The following is a 15,313-nucleotide window of genomic DNA, read 5'->3' on the forward strand; positions in this document are numbered from 1 at the left end:
GATTTTTGCTTCCTTAAATTTAGCAGACTTATAGAGTATCTTTAACATTAGAATTTCAAAATCTTCCATATACATCATCCAACCTCACTATATCATTATCAGATAAATGCTCTCCTATCTGAAATTCAACTATTTCAAGTGGAGAGCTTGTGCTTTTATAACATAGAAAAAATCAAGAATATTATTGGGTTTATTCAATAAGTTATAATTCTTTCCTTCCATAATTTTCAAATTGTACAACTAGTTGCTTTACATTTACATCTGTGAGAAGAGCATTTTTGCTAACATGAGGTCTCGGATCAGATTTTGCTGATAAGGGATTCATCTGAGATATTTCATCCCTCATTGGAAATAAGCGAGATTGGGAAGCAACTTTTGGTGATGGCCTAGTTTTTTTCTCCACATCTATATTCACTTGTGCAACAGGAGGGGTCCTGCTTTCAATAGTTTGCGCATTAGGACTTTCTTTTGCTTGATTTTGTTTGAATTTTTTTCTTATCTCTTGTACTTTAATATCGATATTATAATTAATTTCTTTTTCCATAGAAGATACTACCATTTCTAGCTTTGTGCTTGATTTTTGATCAGTATGACCTAACTTTTTAAGTTTTAGTGGTAATTCAGGTTTATCTTTAGTTGATTTAGGAACAGTTCCTACTACTTTTGGTTTTTGTCTAACTTCTTAGAGGTTGTCCGGAAACTAGTAAATTCAAGCATATTCCCTCTTTAACATAACCCTACTCATAGCTAGGTATATGAAATTCTCAGCGGATGTTGTGAGTAAATCATACTCCTTCGATAGCCTTCTATTCCTATTAACCCAAGCAAAAGTCCTTTCTACAACCCATCTTCTTGGCTGTACTTTAAACCCTTGTTCTCTTGTTGGTAGTAGCTCAGGTGGCGTATCTTTGTGCACCCAAAATCTACATGGAGGCCTTTTAACAATTTCAATATCTATGTCATATTCTTCCTTTATGTGATTCTTTAAATTTCTTCCTTGGTATCCCATGTCAGCCCACATTTTTTTAACTTTAGTATATTTTGTTCTCATATTGTTTAATGCTATTTTCATACCATCTCTATCATTTTCGTTAGCAGCGCCTACGTAACAACCTAGTATAAAACCCTGAGTGTCTGTAATTATATGCCTTTTTCTACCCTTTACTTTTTTACTTCCATCATAGCCTTTGATCCCCCCTTTTCTGTAGTCTTTACAGATTGACTATCTACTATACAGGCACTCGGCTGCTCATTCCTTCCTATTTTTCTTCTACTATATTTTGTAATTTCATAATTCATTTTCTCAAAAATTCCCTGCTTCTTCCATTGCCTGAACTGCTCATACACAGTCTTCCATAGCGGAAAATCATTTGGTAAATACCACCATTGACACCCTGTACGCAATACATAGAAAATTGCTTCTAATATTTCTCTTTTGCTATACTTTGGCGGCCTTCCTCCTTTCTTGTATGATACTCTGAAGTGTTTTTCTATTCTTGCCCATTCCCTTTCGCTTAGATCTGTTGGATACTTTTTTCTCATCTTTACCCCGTACTAAAATTTCAGATATTATAGCCTTTTACTTGTTTCCGGACAACCTCTAAACACAAATATTCCAGAGTTCCAATAATGATCGTTACTTAACTTACACTCGGGCTTTTCTGTAAAATCTTTCACTATATGACATTTTTCTTTCTGATCATATACTGCATTTATATAGCCGTATTCAGAATTGAATTCATGAGGCTTAACCCCAAAAGTGACTATAGAGTTAGTTTCAGAGGCTAACTTAGACGCTTTTTGAGCAGAAGCATAAAAACTATTCAAATCACCTATAAAATGGTCTGAAGGCAGAATTAACATTGTCTCGTTTTCATTGCAGAGAAGTGCAGCAATTAATATTGCCGCTGCTGTTCCAATTTTCACTGGTTCGAAAATCACTTTATATTCTTGCAGTACATGCAATTCCTCCATCACTAATGACTCGTACTGTATATTTGTAGCAATTATGGGCGGCATATAATCGCTTTTTAGCCTCAACAAAGTGTTGTGAAACATAGTGTTCTGACTAAATATTTTCTGAAATTGCTTTGGCTTAGATAAAGGCCAAAGTCTGCTACCACTACCACCACACAATATTACAGGGCGCATTTAGTTAAGATATTAATTAAATAATTAATATCTTATACTGAGGGCAAAATACATGCAAGTTTTTGTTGTGGAATAGTTAATAAAGAAAGTAAATGTTGATTTAAAGTAATTGCTAATGAGAGTGATCATGTGTAGCGCCTTGCCCTTGCTGTGAATTTCTTCTATTTTGTAATTCCTCAACATGACCTTTTCTTTTATCACTTAATATTTCATTACCCTTATTTTGTTCTTCCTCAGGACTCTTTAGTATTTCATTACTCTTGCTAACTTCTTTATCATCCCCTTGTTTCTTTGGCCTTCTAGCGTTAAGCTCATCCCATGTGCCCACTAGTGAATCACGATTCCCATGATCCGGCTTTAGCCTTTCTTCACCTTTAATAACATTAAAGTCACTTTTTGCTTCTTCCAAACATCCTTTCAGTTGGTGTTTCCACATGGTGTAGTAAGCATCACCATATTTTTTCTCATTTGCTACAAACAATAAAATTGGAGCCTTAAGTATGGTAGCTCCCATATCCACTAAATTTTTTACTGCCATTGCAGGAGTAAATAAAAGATAACCAAAAGACTTTGCAATTGGGTTTTGTTCGCTTATTAAATGCTCCCCTAACTTTATAGGAAGAGAAGTCAACAATTTAGTACAAACTTTAGCTAAACTTGTAGCAAAAACGATAGGAACAGATATAAGACTTTTATCTAGCTCTAGATTACCATTCTGATCTCTAATTTCTGAAAAATGGGTGCTTAGCTTCTTGTAATCACTAGTGTATAATAATTCTCCATTTCTTCCTTTTTCATCAACAACTTCCTGAACTTTACCTTCTTTATTTTTTACCTCTTTAGTTAGCACAGAAGAATTAGTTAATTCAAATGGATATTGAGGATCCTTAGTTTTTTCAGCTTCAAAAATTGGCACGTGTTTTTTCAAATCCATTCTCGAAAAGCCTAATGGCTCAAAATATGACTTATGCAACTCATTTATCGGAATTTGCTTACCCTGATTGTCTATATAATTGATAGTAAAATAAGATCTATCATTATCTTTATCTTTGGTAACTAAAGATAATCTGAAACTTGGTTGTTCTCCATTCTCATCTTTTTGACCATACAAAAGTTTATAGGTTGGATTTTTATCTTTATCTAGTATAGCATTTCCATGCATATCCCTGTTTTCTATGATTTTAGCAGACTGTACAATTTGATCATAATTTTTTGGATACTGGCATTTCCTTCCATCATACATCATTACCTTTCTAAGGTCTTCGACGTAAACTTGAGATTCAGGTGAAGTAAGCAGACCTTTTGCTTTAAGTGTAAGATCTATTGCTCCCTTTTTTAATGCTTCAAACATATTGTCAAACCAAAATCGCTATAATGCTATAGTTCAATAATAAAACTAGTACACTAATAATATATTAACACAGCACCGGTGATTTTACAAGAAAATATGCCTGTAGAAGATAAAGATTGTAAAAGCGAGGGTTATATAAGTAATGCTTGATAAGTACTTTATGCATGTAATTGTAAAAATCCTCAAAGGTACGCTGTGTATATAATCTTCGCATACTACCTGCATTCCAAGAACTGCGTGCCAAAAAATGCAAAACAACAATACAACAAAAAATAAAAGCTCTAGAGGGTGATTAATAAATTTTTCACTAAAAGACAAAGAGCTATCAGTATAAAATGTGCAAGAAAATGAATAGATAAACCAAGGAAACAGGAACAGTAAAATTACCGCAGAAACACGCTGAACCCACCAATGATGTACTGAATTTCCAGACTGACTCATATAAACATAAATAAAAAAGCCATAGTAGAAAGAAGTAGCGTTACTGTCAGCAGTATAGCACTCCTTGAAACGCCAGTAATTTCTAAATTAAGCCCAACATCCCACAATAAATGACGAATACCATTAAGAAAATGATATACAAAACTTATAAAACATAAGACATAAGCTAATTTAGCAACAGGAGTGAATAATAATGCATTTAAGTACCTTACTATAAGTAACTCAGGAAAGTAAACATGTAATATGAAATACCAAGAAAGTATCATTAATAAAAGGAATAGCAAGATACCAGTCAATCTATGCATAATAGAGAAAAAACTAGTAACTTGTACTTTATATATTTGTAAATGTGGAGAAAGAGGTCTATCACTCATAAAATTCCGTTATCGGGAAATTAAAATAAAGTAGAAGTAAAGACAGCAGTATAGCACATAACAACACCATCATTAAAAATGGTAAATTATGTGCAAAGCCTAAGGAGGTAATCCAGCTGCAGATTCCCCTACTGCTACCTTGTTACGACTTCACCCCAGTCACCGATCCCACTTTAAATAACTCCCTCCTTGCGGTTAGGTCGTTAGCTTCGAGTGAAACCAATTCCCATGGTGTGACGGGCGGTGTGTACAAGACCCGGGAACGTATTCACCGTGGCATGCTGATCCACGATTACTAGCGATTCCAACTTCATGCAGGCGAGTTGCAGCCTGCAATCCGAACTGAGAACGGCTTTAAGAGATTAGCTTGACCTCGCGGTTTCGCAACTCGTTGTACCGTCCATTGTAGCACGTGTGTAGCCCAGGTCATAAGGGGCATGAGGACTTGACGTCATCCCCACCTTCCTCCGGTTTGTCACCGGCAGTCTCATTAGAGTGCCCAACTTAACATGCTGGCAACTAAAGATAAGGGTTGCGCTCGTTGCGGGACTTAACCCAACATCTCACGACACGAGCTGACGACAGCCATGCAGCACCTGTGTGAAACCCGGCCGAACCGACCCTATCCCTTCGAATAGGTATAATTTCCATGTCAAGGAGTGGTAAGGTTCTTCGCGTTGCATCGAATTAAACCACATGCTCCACCGCTTGTGCGGGTCCCCGTCAATTCCTTTGAGTTTCAACCTTGCGGCCGTACTCCCCAGGCGGAGTGCTTAACGCGTTAGCTGCGACACTGAAAGTAAAACTTACCCAACATCTAGCACTCATCGTTTACAGCGTGGACTACCAGGGTATCTAATCCTGTTTGCTCCCCACGCTTTCGCGCCTCAGCGTCAGTTATGAACCAGATAGCCGCCTTCGCCACTGGTGTTCCTCCCAATATCTACGAATTTCACCTCTACACTGAGAATTCCACAACCCTCTTTCAATCTCTAGATTAGCAGTTTTAAAAGCAATTCCAAGGTTGAGCCTTGGGATTTCACTTTTAACTTACTAATCCGCCTACGCGCCCTTTACGCCCAGTAATTCCGAATAACGCTAGCCCCCTCCGTATTACCGCGGCTGCTGGCACGGAGTTAGCCGGGGCTTCTTCTGCGGGTACCGTCATTATCTTCCTCACTAAAAGAGCTTTACAACCCAAAGGCCTTCTTCACTCACGCGGCATTGCTGGATCAGGGTTTCCCCCATTGTCCAATATTCCCCACTGCTGCCTCCCGTAGGAGTCTGGGCCGTATCTCAGTCCCAGTGTGGCTGATCATCCTCTCAGATCAGCTATAGATCATTGCCTTGGTAGGCCTTTACTCCACCAACTAGCTAATCTAATATAGGCTCATCTAATAGCAATAAATTTTTCCCCCGTAGGGCGTATACGGTATTAGTTGCCGTTTCCAACAATTATTCCGTACTACTAGGTAGATTCCTATACATTACTCACCCGTCTGCCACTAAGTTATACCATAGCAAGCTACAATATAACTCCGTTCGACTTGCATGTGTTAGGCCTGCCGCCAGCGTTCATTCTGAGCTAGGATCAAACTCTCAAATTTAGACTTCAACCTATAAAAGGTTGAGGGTACATCGGATAAATCCGACAAAAAATAATTTAGCTTAATACTGCTGTCTTTATTTCTACTTTAGAAATATTTTAATCTCCAACTATTCAAACAACTTTAAGAATATTATTATGTGATATAATCACTATGTCAATATGTTTTTGCAAATCAAAAGCATTAATGTATAAATATATAACTATTCAGAATATTACCATGAAAAAATACATCTTTCTGCTTGCACTCGCGCCAATGTTAGTTGGCATCACATTATACTTATTGCGCAACATTGATAACACAAAACAATCTATAACTGCAGGTGACAAGTTTTACGAAGTATTATTCTTAAAAAAAGATAATAAGCCGCTGCTAGAAGAAATAGATTCAAATTGGGAGTATTTAGCAAATTTTGAACGCGCATTCAATCATATCTCAGATTCAATGCCAACAGACACAGCATCTATTTATAATGATTTGGCAGATGATAAAGATGCTCCTAATGTTTTGCGTGAGTTAGCACAATATTTAGAAGTAATGAGCTTACTTCACTCCAACGGTGAAAAAATAAATAAAGACAAAATTGATAATTTAGAATCAAGCACAGTGTATCCTTATTCAAGCCAAGAAGCTATCGCTGTAGTAAAGATACATAATAACGACATTAAAGGTGCAACTGAAATATTGCGTTCCCTATTAAATGATAGAAAATGCCCTATCCTAATCAAAGCTAATGCACAAGAATTACTCAGGATATATGGGAGTTAACTCATTGGACTTTTTGCATAGCTTTTGGCAGCGCATCGGATGAAACGAAAAAACTTACTTGACACCCTTCGCCAGCGCCCTTATCATGATAGTGAAGCTATTGTATTTGCTTTCGCCAATCTGCAGATTAAAAGGTAAGGATTACTTAATGTATCGGCGTCTTATGTTCAATTTTTTGCAGTATATAGATACTGTATGTCTTGACAAAACTTCATCTACATCTAGATTTTTATCTAAATAAGCTGAACGCGCTTATAAAGCGTTACAAGACATCAAAAAATGCCAATACTCGACAGAGATAGTAAAAGACTAGCTAACTCGGGGGTTCTTTGTCTTTTTTTCTGCTTAGTAAACTTCTTAAACATTTGCAGCGTAAGTTAGTTGCAATTAAAAGCAGCTTAATCTTGCTTTTCAAGCGTTTAAAACATAAAAAACGCCAATATTTTAAAGCGGATAATAACCCCAGGGCTTCTTTTGCCTTTTTTTTCATTTGGTAAATTTCTTAATATTTATGGCTAAAGATTGCACGAATGTTGCAATTACAAAAACGATTTCTACTAGGGTGTCATCCCAGTGCGTGACACTGGAATCCAGCCTTTATTATGCAGCCACTTGGTTGAAATTAAGTCTTCTGGATCCCAGTGTCAGCCACTTGGATGACACCATTCTTTTTCCTGGATCCAAGTAGTCAGGGCACTGGGATGACAGCTACCCTGACAATCGTCATCCCGCTGCTTGTTAGCGGATACCGCGGCGGTATGACGTAGAAGTTATACTTTTATGCTTACCAACTTAATAAAATTCCTGGATTCCAGTGTCAGCTACTTTCATGACACCAACAGTTGATATTGGTTTGTTGCTTTGCTAGCCAACTACTAGCTATGCCTCAAGTTTCCTATTCAAAATTTTCAATATCAAATCCAATTCATTTGGATTATCATACCGTATCATAACTTTACCCTTAGAATTGTTGTCATTAATTTTGATCTTTAAACCAAGTTGAGAAGATATAGCGCCTTCTATTACTGTCATATCTTGATTTCTAGTATATCTCTGCTCTTTTTGATTGTTGTTTTGATGTAGGTCCTTTATCAGTTTTTCAGTTTGTCTAACGCTTAAGCCCTGAGAAACTATTTTTTCTGCAATACTTTCCGCATTTTCAACATTAATCAACGCTCTTGCATGACCCATAGACAATTTTTTCTCATTGATCATTGTTTTCACCCTATCAGGGAGCAACAACATCCGAATCATATTGGTTATGTGGCTGCGGCTTTTGCCTATAGCTGAAGCTAATTCCTCATGTGTATAGAAAAACTCATCTATCAGTTTTCTGTAAGCTTCACCTTCCTCTATTGGATTAATATCTTGCCTTTGTATGTTTTCAATAATGGATACTTCCAAGCATTCCTTGTCGCTCAGATCTTTTATGATAACCGGTGCACTATCAAGATTTGCAATCTTGCTTGCTCGCCAACGACGTTCTCCAGCTATTATTTCATAACCATCATCATTTGAATCTTTGCGTACCACGATAGGCTGTATAATGCCACTTTTCTTTATCGAATTTGCAAGTTCTCTTAATGACTCCTCGTCAAAATGTTTCCTCGGTTGAAATTTGCTTGGGTGCAGTAATGAAATAGGCAAATGCTCTTGTCGATCTTCTTTATTATCATAATTATCGCCTATGAGGCCGGCAAGACCTCTGCCGAGGCGTCTATCATCCTTCATACTACGCCCTCGCTTACTAGTTTCTTCTCCTTACAACTGCTCGCGTGCTTTTTTAAAATTTCCCTTGCCAAACTTATATATGCTTGTGCACCAGGACACTTAAGATCATACACAATAGCGGGTTTTCCATGAGAAGGCGCTTCTGATAACCGTACGTTACGTGGAATAACAGTCTCATACAATGGGATGATAGTTTTGTATACTTTATCATTTAAATACTGGCAAATATCGTTTTTAATCTGTTCACTGAGTTTGTTGCGCCTGTCATACATTGTTAACACTATCCCTTCTATTGCCAAAAAAGGGTTTAGGTTATTCCTTTTTATTAGCTCCACAGTTTTAACTAAATGGCTTAATCCTTCCAGAGCAAAAAATTCACACTGAAGAGGAACAATAATAGAATTAGCAGCAGTCAAAGCATTTATGGTCAGAAGCCCAAGTGATGGAGGGCAATCGATGATTATATACTCATAATTATCGCGTATCTTCTCCAATGCGCTTTTTAGTACGAATTTTCCTCGCTCAAGTTGCGATAATTCAATTTCTGCAGCTGACAAATCAACTACTGACGAAATTAGCGATAAATTCGGAATTTCCTTTATATTGAAAATTGCCGATTCTATCAATTTATTTTCGCTGCTTAGTAGTATTTTGTATATGTTTTTTTCTTCCCTACTACGATAAGAAATCCCGAGTCCGGTGCTAGCATTTCCTTGAGGATCAAGATCTACCAATAAAGTGCTTTTTCCCACAGCAGCAAAGGCTGTCGACAAATTTATACTAGTTGTGGTTTTGCCAACTCCACCCTTTTGATTTACTATTGCAATAATCTTGCTCACGCCTTTTATCTTATGTATAAAATAATTCTATTGTATATATGCAAGAAACTTTTGCATTAGAAAATTTTTTTGTTGCTAACCACACTAAAATTAGACTGTCTTTTTTGCTTTGTGTAACACACTTTGAACCTTGTTTCCTAATTCATTCAGAGTGAATGGTTTTGGCAAAAAGTGAAAATCTTCTATATTGATGTCATCACTCTTTAAAAAAGCATCTTCTGCATACCCAGAAATAAAAATAACGTTGATATTTGGCCTATGGATCAATGCTTCTTTAACTATTTCTGGGCCGCTCACCTCTGGCATGATTACATCAGTGATTATAAGATCTATATGTTGACTTTTTTTACTGATTATTTCTGGCGCCTCGCTGCCTATGCTTGCTTCTATTACATCAAATCCTTTTCTTTTGAGTGCTTTAGAGATGAATTCCCTTACTGAATCTTCATCTTCGATTAATAAAATTATACCATTACCTTTAGTTTCACTTACTACCGGTTTTTCTGTTTCTTCACTATCTTCCTCTCTATCATTTTCATCTGATATGTAAACCATGGGCAAAAATATGCTAAATTTAGTTCCATGATTTACTTTGCTAGCAACATAGATGTATCCTTCAGTTTGTTTAATAATGCCATATACAGTAGAGAGGCCAAGACCTGTACCAGAGGTAATATCTTTGGTAGAAAAAAATGGATCAAAGATCTTTTCAGTTGTATCACTCGTCATTCCACATCCAGTATCAATTACTTCAATCACAACATAATTTCCATGTTCAATCGCTTCCTTGTCTGGAGAAAACATATCCTGAGGTGTAGAATTTAATGAGTCAATCTTTTGATTAAAGGTTCGTATAGTTAATTCTCCGCCCTTTTCCATAGCAGCACTAGCATTGACTGCTAAGTTAAGTATAACTTGCTCTAATTGCCCTTGATCAGCCCTAACAGCACCCAAGTCTCTACCATAATAAATATTAAATTTTATATTTTCACCTATTAATCTTTTTATCATTTCATAAAGATTAGCTATAGTATTATTTACATCAATAATTTTTGGCTGCAAGGTCTGTCTTCTTGAGAAAGCAAGCAATTGTCTTACTAAATTTGATCCACGCTTTGCATTTTGCTGTATCTGTATTATATCTCCAAAAGATGGGTCACCAGCTGAGTGTTGGAGTAAAAGCAAATCGCAAAATCCTATTATCCCAGTCAATATATTGTTGAAATCATGCGCAATACCACCTGCTAACTGCCCTATAGCTTGCATCTTTTGATAATGCTCAAGCTTTATCTCTAGGTTTTTGTGTTCAGTATTGTCAATAAAATAACAAAGTATGAAGATCATTTTATTATGAAGAAACTTATTGAAATATATTTTTATGTTATTACCGCCGTTGAGCTGTACATCAAAAGACGCATTATTTATTCTATTACTCGAAAAATATTCACGTATTTTCACATGATAACTATCCAATATCAACGTAAAGATTGAATTATTATCTGACCCTGCAAGCTTTATTAGTGCCGTATTTTTCTTTACAAAGTTGCCGTTTATGTCACATTGTGCAATAGCAATTGATGAATTTGCAAAACAAGGGTGTAATTGATAATCAACAATATTTGATTCGGTTGGTGTTATAAAGCCATATATATAGCTATGGTTGTATTTATCACAAAATATAGCAGTGCTCATATAAGCCTTGAATGGAATACCACTTATAGTAAAAAACAAAATTTCATTATCGGTTGTTGTATTGTTATATTTAGATTGAGATATAAAATCACTGATTGAGCTACCTTTTTCCAGTTTTTTTAGTTCAAATATGTCTAAAAATCTTTTATTTACAGATAAAATCACCCCTTTGGCATTTGCAATGTAAGTTCCTATGCTGTGTTTTTCTATTAACTCTTCATATATCTGCTCCTTGTTTATCTGTGTTGCTTTTAATACAAAATACCCATCTGGCCTTGCTATTGGCACTAATGATAAATTTAAAATCTTATTACGATTTATAGCAATTTGGGGATTATCTGGTATCGGCTCAAAGAGCAAAAGAAAGTTAGATACTCTATTCTTCTTGTTTAAGGAAATGCATACCTGTACAGAAGAGTTATTTTTTAGTGCATGATAGAGTACTTTTTTGTCTGCTTCTGAAACATCTCCTATTTCAAGAATCTTGTCTAACGTAATGTCATCATCTATATGATCTTTAAACCTTTCGTAGAACCTTGCATCAGCATAAATAATACCTTCATCTTTATGTAAAATAAGGCAAAATTCTGTATTATGATTTAGTGCATTTGCAAATATTGCATTTTGAAATTCTATAGTATTAAGTAGGTATCTGTAGCGTTTTACATTATACATCATAAAGAGAGTTGTTAGAATGCTAACTAATAAATTAATCTCTATATTAATATGCTGACTATATATATCAAAAAAGTAGAGTATCGATATTGCTACTGGAGGTAAGAGAATAATAACTGCCATCACAACAATTGACATTCCATAATTTCTTAGTATGAAGTCAACCCTGTTCTCTTTTTTGTTATCTATGTATCTTTTATTCATTATTGTTACTTGGCATTGTTGTACATACGAAAATGTTCTATTATATTGATTTAATTATTATAGATTTATTAACGTCTTTGATAGATAATTATCATCCAAATCTAATTAAGTTCCTTAAATATCAGATATAACAATGTTAATAAGCTAGCAAGAGGATATTATGGAAAAACAAAAAACACAAGCATTTAAATGGTTCTGTGCACTAAGAGATAAGATTATAGAATCTTTCTTATTAATTGAAAAACAATCATCCGCAGAGCCAAAAATCGAAAAGAGAAAGTGGGATCGCCCAGGTGGTGGAGGTGGTGAATCTACAATTATTTTTGGTAATGTTTTTGAAAAAGTTGGAGTAAACGTTTCAAAAGTACACGGAAAATTTGCAGATTCAGCCATTAATGAAATTCCTGGTGCAAGTGAAAGTAACGGAGAGTTCTGGGCAAGCGGTATATCTTTAGTGTCTCATATGCAATCGCCCCTTATCCCTGCAGCACATATGAACACAAGGCTGATATATACTTCAAAACAATGGTTTGGTGGAGGAATGGATTTTACGCCAATATATAAAAATGAAGAAGATTGCAAGTATATTCATGAATCAATCAAAATGACATGTGATAGATTTGACACCGGATATTATCCAAAATTTAAAGAGCAATGTGACAACTATTTTTTCTTACAACACAGAAAAGAGCCGCGTGGTATTGGTGGCATTTTCTATGATAATCTGAGTTCTAGCAACTGGGAAAACGATTTTGAGTTCACAAAAGCAGTAGGTGAAGCCTTTTTGGAAATTTATTTGCACATCATACGTAAACATATACAAAAATCTTGGACAAAAGAACAACGAGAAAATCAATTAATAAAACGTGGCAGATATGTAGAATTCAATCTGTTATACGATCGTGGCACAAGGTTTGGTTTAATGACTGACGGCAATCCAGATGCAATTATGATGTCAATGCCACCACTTGTTAAGTGGTTATAGAGAGCTGCTATTAGTAGAAAATAAATCATCATAGTTTAAAATTGTACCATGGTAGTGAGCTTTTATATAGGGGGTATAATCATGGGCATAATAGATAATTTTTTAATTAAATCTGTCAAAAACAATGACATAAAAGGTGTTAAACTGACTCTAATTCTCTATGATGCATTAAATAGTTTTAGAAAATTCTTTTCAAAGACTATGTCTCTCAAGAATACAGGATCATTTGATATAAATAATAATCAAGCTTTAAATCAGGGTTTAGGACATGCTACAGATCACAAAATAATGGAATTGCTGATTAATCGTGGAGCTGATATCCACTCAATAGATGAGAATGGAAAGAATGTTATAATTCGTGTTATTGAGAGTTTAGCAGAATCAAAAAATCTAAAATTGGATAGTGAGAAAAACTTACCAGCAGAGATAATTCTTCACCCCACAGTTTCCTTTTTACTAGGAAAAGGCGCAGAGTATTATTCTACAGATGATTTGAATGTTGAAGCTATACAACAAAAACCTCCTAGAACCTCTGAATATGAGCCAATAACTATGTACGCTGAGGTGAACAACAATGTAATACCACCTCAAAAACCTTCTAGAACTTTTGAGTATAAGCCAAAGAGCACTAATTATGATGCTTTGCCTTCAAAAGAGCCAATTTACGCTGAGGTGTATGATGCTAAGGTTAGTAACTCATTAGGGGAGAATGGTTATTTGAGTGTATCAGAAGAATCTATTTATGCTGAAATATATGATTCACATAAAAAATCCACTGAAAATTTATCATTGGAAGATAGTGGTTATTTGAGTATATCAGAAGAACCTATTTATTGCACTATAGATGATCTTTCAGAACAAAAAAGCCTACTAGCCTAAAATAGAAAGAGCCAGAACAGTCGTCAGAACCTATTTATGCTAGGGTAGATTTGTCCAAGAAAAGAGCAGAAAGAAAAGCAAAAGACATAAAAGCTAATTCTGGAACTTGCCATGGGTTAGTGCAAGATAAAGTGAATGATTGGCAAGTGAAGCTAAATGAGCTAAGTGCTAATAAGTCGATAAGTCAGCAACAGACTAATGATCAAAAAATTAAGACCAAGGCTGGCTTTAGTGTAGAAGAAATAAGGCAGAAATATGAGCGTAGAGATTCTGGCTACGATTCTGGCTATGATTCCGATACAAAAGTTGAACAACAATTAGAATTAGCTCCTAAATCTGAGATAGGTTCAGTGAGTATTGAGCATGGAGTAATAGGAGGCTGTCGATATAAGATTACTGATATATCCCTCTAACTATGTGATTCAAAATAATTGAATTGACTTTATATATGTAATCGATATAACCTAGTTAGATTCAAGTTGACTCTTTCGTCTAGTGGTTAGGACACCACCCTTTCACGGTGGTAACACGGGTTCAAATCCCGTAAGAGTCACTCAAGTAGAATATAATTAAAGTTTTGAATGGGAAAAATTAGGCTCTATGTTGAAGAAGCTTTATCACAAGGCGTGAGTTTAGCACTTAATCCACAACAAAGTCACTATATTTGCAATGTAATGCGGCTTAAGAAGTATGATAATCTCTCTCTTTTTAATGGAAAAGATGGAGAATGGTTAGGAGAAGTAGTTAATATATCGCGTAAATTGACAGAAGTTACACCCAAAGAATGCACTAAACAACAGCAATATGAGGAAAATTTATACCTGTATTGTGCCATGGTAAAAAGTGCTGCTTTGAACAACATAGTAAGACAGGCAACTGAAATGGGAGTAATCTGCATTCAATTTATTTCAACGGAACGTACAGTGGTAAAAAATATTAACCTAAGTAGAGCAAAATTACAAGCAATCGAAGCAGCGGAACAATCAGGTAGGATAAGTATACCAGAGATTTTGCCTCCTATTAACTTTTGTGAGTTACCTGATTCCCAGAGTAAAAATTTTGTTTTGTGTGATGAAACAGGTAAAGCTGACAAAGTGCTGAAAGGCAAAAAAAATGTTGCTATTATTGTTGGCCCTGAAGGTGGTTTTTCATCTTATGAACTTGATCTTGCCGATAAGTTTTGTCAAAAATTGAGTCTAGGAAAAAGAATTTTAAGGGTCGATACTGCTGTAGTTGCTGCACTCACTTTCACCAATTGGTGTAGCTAGATTTTTAAATATGACTAAGGTTTGGGTCATAAAGAAATCTGGTTCAGTGTTGCGCGCACAAAAACCCTGTAGACTTTCTACGAAGCAGTCTGTTGTTAAAGAGGAGCTAATAAAAAACATATTCTAAGATAATATTAAATCTCATATTATATTTTTTCTAAAGTAAACAAATGAATCTTGCATTTTGCCTGAGTTATTGATACTCTGAGTAAAGAAGTCGGGGCGTAGCGCAGCCTGGTAGCGCATTTGGTTTGGGACCAAAGGGTCGGGAGTTCAAATCTCTCCGCCCCGATGTTAGTATAATTGTAAGAACGCTGTAACATAAGAGCAATCTCCATCAGTAAGCAA

At 35.5% G+C, this 15,313-nt stretch carries 13 protein-coding genes, 2 tRNA genes, 1 rRNA gene and 2 pseudogenes; 7 read left to right on the forward strand and 11 right to left on the reverse strand.

The genetic code is table 11. The annotated features are described in order from the left end of the window. Positions 1 to 202 precede the first annotated feature (202 nt). The 7 genes and pseudogenes from R0F62_RS01270 to R0F62_RS01300 form a co-directional block, all read right to left on the reverse strand. On the reverse strand, positions 203 to 559 hold the full coding sequence (locus R0F62_RS01270) for a hypothetical protein (RefSeq protein ID WP_274978985.1): 357 nt from the start codon (positions 557 to 559) through the stop codon (positions 203 to 205). 150 nt (positions 560 to 709) lie between these two features. Then, positions 710 to 1,542 (reverse strand): IS5-like element ISWpi1 family transposase gene (locus R0F62_RS01275; RefSeq protein ID WP_317051390.1). Its coding sequence is split into 2 segments (ribosomal slippage): positions 710 to 1,173 and positions 1,173 to 1,542, totalling 834 coding nucleotides; the frame shifts between segments, so codons are not numbered across the junction. A 57-nt stretch (positions 1,543 to 1,599) separates the two neighbouring features. Next, a pseudogene (locus R0F62_RS01280) lies at positions 1,600 to 2,151 on the reverse strand (sugar phosphate nucleotidyltransferase); the annotation flags it as partial. Positions 2,152 to 2,263: 112 nt separating this feature from the next. Beyond that, positions 2,264 to 3,502, reverse strand: coding sequence for a hypothetical protein (locus R0F62_RS01285; protein ID WP_010082038.1), 1,239 nt, complete (start codon positions 3,500 to 3,502; stop codon positions 2,264 to 2,266). Between the two features lie 84 nt (positions 3,503 to 3,586). Then, the gene (sdhD, locus tag R0F62_RS01290; protein WP_010963113.1) at positions 3,587 to 3,943 is read right to left on the reverse strand and encodes a succinate dehydrogenase, hydrophobic membrane anchor protein; all 357 of its coding nucleotides are present in this window, start codon (positions 3,941 to 3,943) and stop codon (positions 3,587 to 3,589) included. After that, on the reverse strand, positions 3,940 to 4,317 hold the full coding sequence (gene sdhC, locus R0F62_RS01295; protein WP_010963112.1) for a succinate dehydrogenase, cytochrome b556 subunit: 378 nt from the start codon (positions 4,315 to 4,317) through the stop codon (positions 3,940 to 3,942). Before sdhC ends, sdhD begins: the two co-directional genes overlap by 4 nt. Before the next feature lie 100 nt (positions 4,318 to 4,417). After that, a 16S ribosomal RNA gene (locus R0F62_RS01300) occupies positions 4,418 to 5,924 on the reverse strand. Between the two features lie 153 nt (positions 5,925 to 6,077). Here R0F62_RS01300 and R0F62_RS01305 point away from each other — a divergent pair. Further along, complete coding sequence (locus tag R0F62_RS01305; RefSeq protein WP_010963111.1) at positions 6,078 to 6,692, forward strand: hypothetical protein; 615 nt, start codon at positions 6,078 to 6,080, stop codon at positions 6,690 to 6,692. Positions 6,693 to 7,252: 560 nt separating this feature from the next. Here R0F62_RS01305 and R0F62_RS06720 read toward each other — a convergent pair. The 4 genes and pseudogenes from R0F62_RS06720 to R0F62_RS01325 all read right to left on the reverse strand — a co-directional run. Further along, positions 7,253 to 7,336 (reverse strand): annotated as a pseudogene (locus R0F62_RS06720) (WPE palindromic element domain-containing protein); the annotation flags it as partial. Positions 7,337 to 7,571: 235 nt separating this feature from the next. Further along, on the reverse strand, positions 7,572 to 8,423 hold the full coding sequence (locus R0F62_RS01315) for a ParB/RepB/Spo0J family partition protein (RefSeq protein WP_006279814.1): 852 nt from the start codon (positions 8,421 to 8,423) through the stop codon (positions 7,572 to 7,574). Then, positions 8,420 to 9,262, reverse strand: coding sequence for a ParA family protein (locus R0F62_RS01320; RefSeq protein WP_006280226.1), 843 nt, complete (start codon positions 9,260 to 9,262; stop codon positions 8,420 to 8,422). Before R0F62_RS01320 ends, R0F62_RS01315 begins: the two co-directional genes overlap by 4 nt. Positions 9,263 to 9,352: 90 nt before the next feature. Next, positions 9,353 to 11,833, reverse strand: coding sequence for an ATP-binding protein (locus R0F62_RS01325; RefSeq protein ID WP_274979053.1), 2,481 nt, complete (start codon positions 11,831 to 11,833; stop codon positions 9,353 to 9,355). Between the two features lie 160 nt (positions 11,834 to 11,993). Between R0F62_RS01325 and hemF the strand changes: the two genes are divergently transcribed. The 6 genes from hemF (at position 11,994) to R0F62_RS01355 (ending at position 15,257) form a co-directional block, all read left to right on the forward strand. Next, a complete protein-coding gene (gene hemF, locus R0F62_RS01330) occupies positions 11,994 to 12,818 on the forward strand; it encodes an oxygen-dependent coproporphyrinogen oxidase (RefSeq protein ID WP_022626154.1) in 825 nt (274 codons plus the stop codon). A gap of 81 nt (positions 12,819 to 12,899) precedes the next feature. Beyond that, positions 12,900 to 13,697 carry a hypothetical protein gene (locus R0F62_RS01335; protein WP_274979052.1) on the forward strand — a complete coding sequence of 266 codons (798 nt, stop codon included), beginning with the start codon at positions 12,900 to 12,902 and terminating at the stop codon, positions 13,695 to 13,697. Between the two features lie 50 nt (positions 13,698 to 13,747). Continuing rightward, a complete protein-coding gene (locus R0F62_RS01340; protein WP_223823129.1) occupies positions 13,748 to 14,110 on the forward strand; it encodes a hypothetical protein in 363 nt (120 codons plus the stop codon). Positions 14,111 to 14,178: 68 nt separating this feature from the next. Beyond that, positions 14,179 to 14,250, forward strand: a tRNA-Glu gene (locus R0F62_RS01345). Positions 14,251 to 14,278: 28 nt separating this feature from the next. Beyond that, entirely contained in the window at positions 14,279 to 14,965 is a 687-nt protein-coding gene (locus R0F62_RS01350) for a 16S rRNA (uracil(1498)-N(3))-methyltransferase (protein WP_006279818.1), read from the forward strand. A gap of 218 nt (positions 14,966 to 15,183) precedes the next feature. After that, positions 15,184 to 15,257: transfer RNA gene (locus R0F62_RS01355), tRNA-Pro, on the forward strand. Positions 15,258 to 15,313: the final 56 nt, after the last annotated feature.

Origin of the sequence: Wolbachia endosymbiont of Drosophila aff. chauvacae BK-2020 (assembly GCF_032848195.1) — a bacterium.
Classification (GTDB): domain Bacteria; phylum Pseudomonadota; class Alphaproteobacteria; order Rickettsiales; family Anaplasmataceae; genus Wolbachia; species Wolbachia pipientis.

Coding starts and splice junctions, on each gene's coding strand:
- R0F62_RS01270 (WP_274978985.1), bottom strand. CDS start 559: ATGGTAGTATCTTCTATGGAAAAAGAAATTAATTATAATATCGATATT.
- R0F62_RS01285 (WP_010082038.1), bottom strand. CDS start 3,502: ATGTTTGAAGCATTAAAAAAGGGAGCAATAGATCTTACACTTAAAGCA.
- sdhD (WP_010963113.1), bottom strand. CDS start 3,943: ATGAGTCAGTCTGGAAATTCAGTACATCATTGGTGGGTTCAGCGTGTT.
- sdhC (WP_010963112.1), bottom strand. CDS start 4,317: ATGAGTGATAGACCTCTTTCTCCACATTTACAAATATATAAAGTACAA.
- R0F62_RS01305 (WP_010963111.1), top strand. CDS start 6,078: ATGTCAATATGTTTTTGCAAATCAAAAGCATTAATGTATAAATATATA.
- R0F62_RS01315 (WP_006279814.1), bottom strand. CDS start 8,423: ATGAAGGATGATAGACGCCTCGGCAGAGGTCTTGCCGGCCTCATAGGC.
- R0F62_RS01325 (WP_274979053.1), bottom strand. CDS start 11,833: ATGAATAAAAGATACATAGATAACAAAAAAGAGAACAGGGTTGACTTC.
- hemF (WP_022626154.1), top strand. CDS start 11,994: ATGGAAAAACAAAAAACACAAGCATTTAAATGGTTCTGTGCACTAAGA.
- R0F62_RS01335 (WP_274979052.1), top strand. CDS start 12,900: ATGGGCATAATAGATAATTTTTTAATTAAATCTGTCAAAAACAATGAC.
- R0F62_RS01350 (WP_006279818.1), top strand. CDS start 14,279: ATGGGAAAAATTAGGCTCTATGTTGAAGAAGCTTTATCACAAGGCGTG.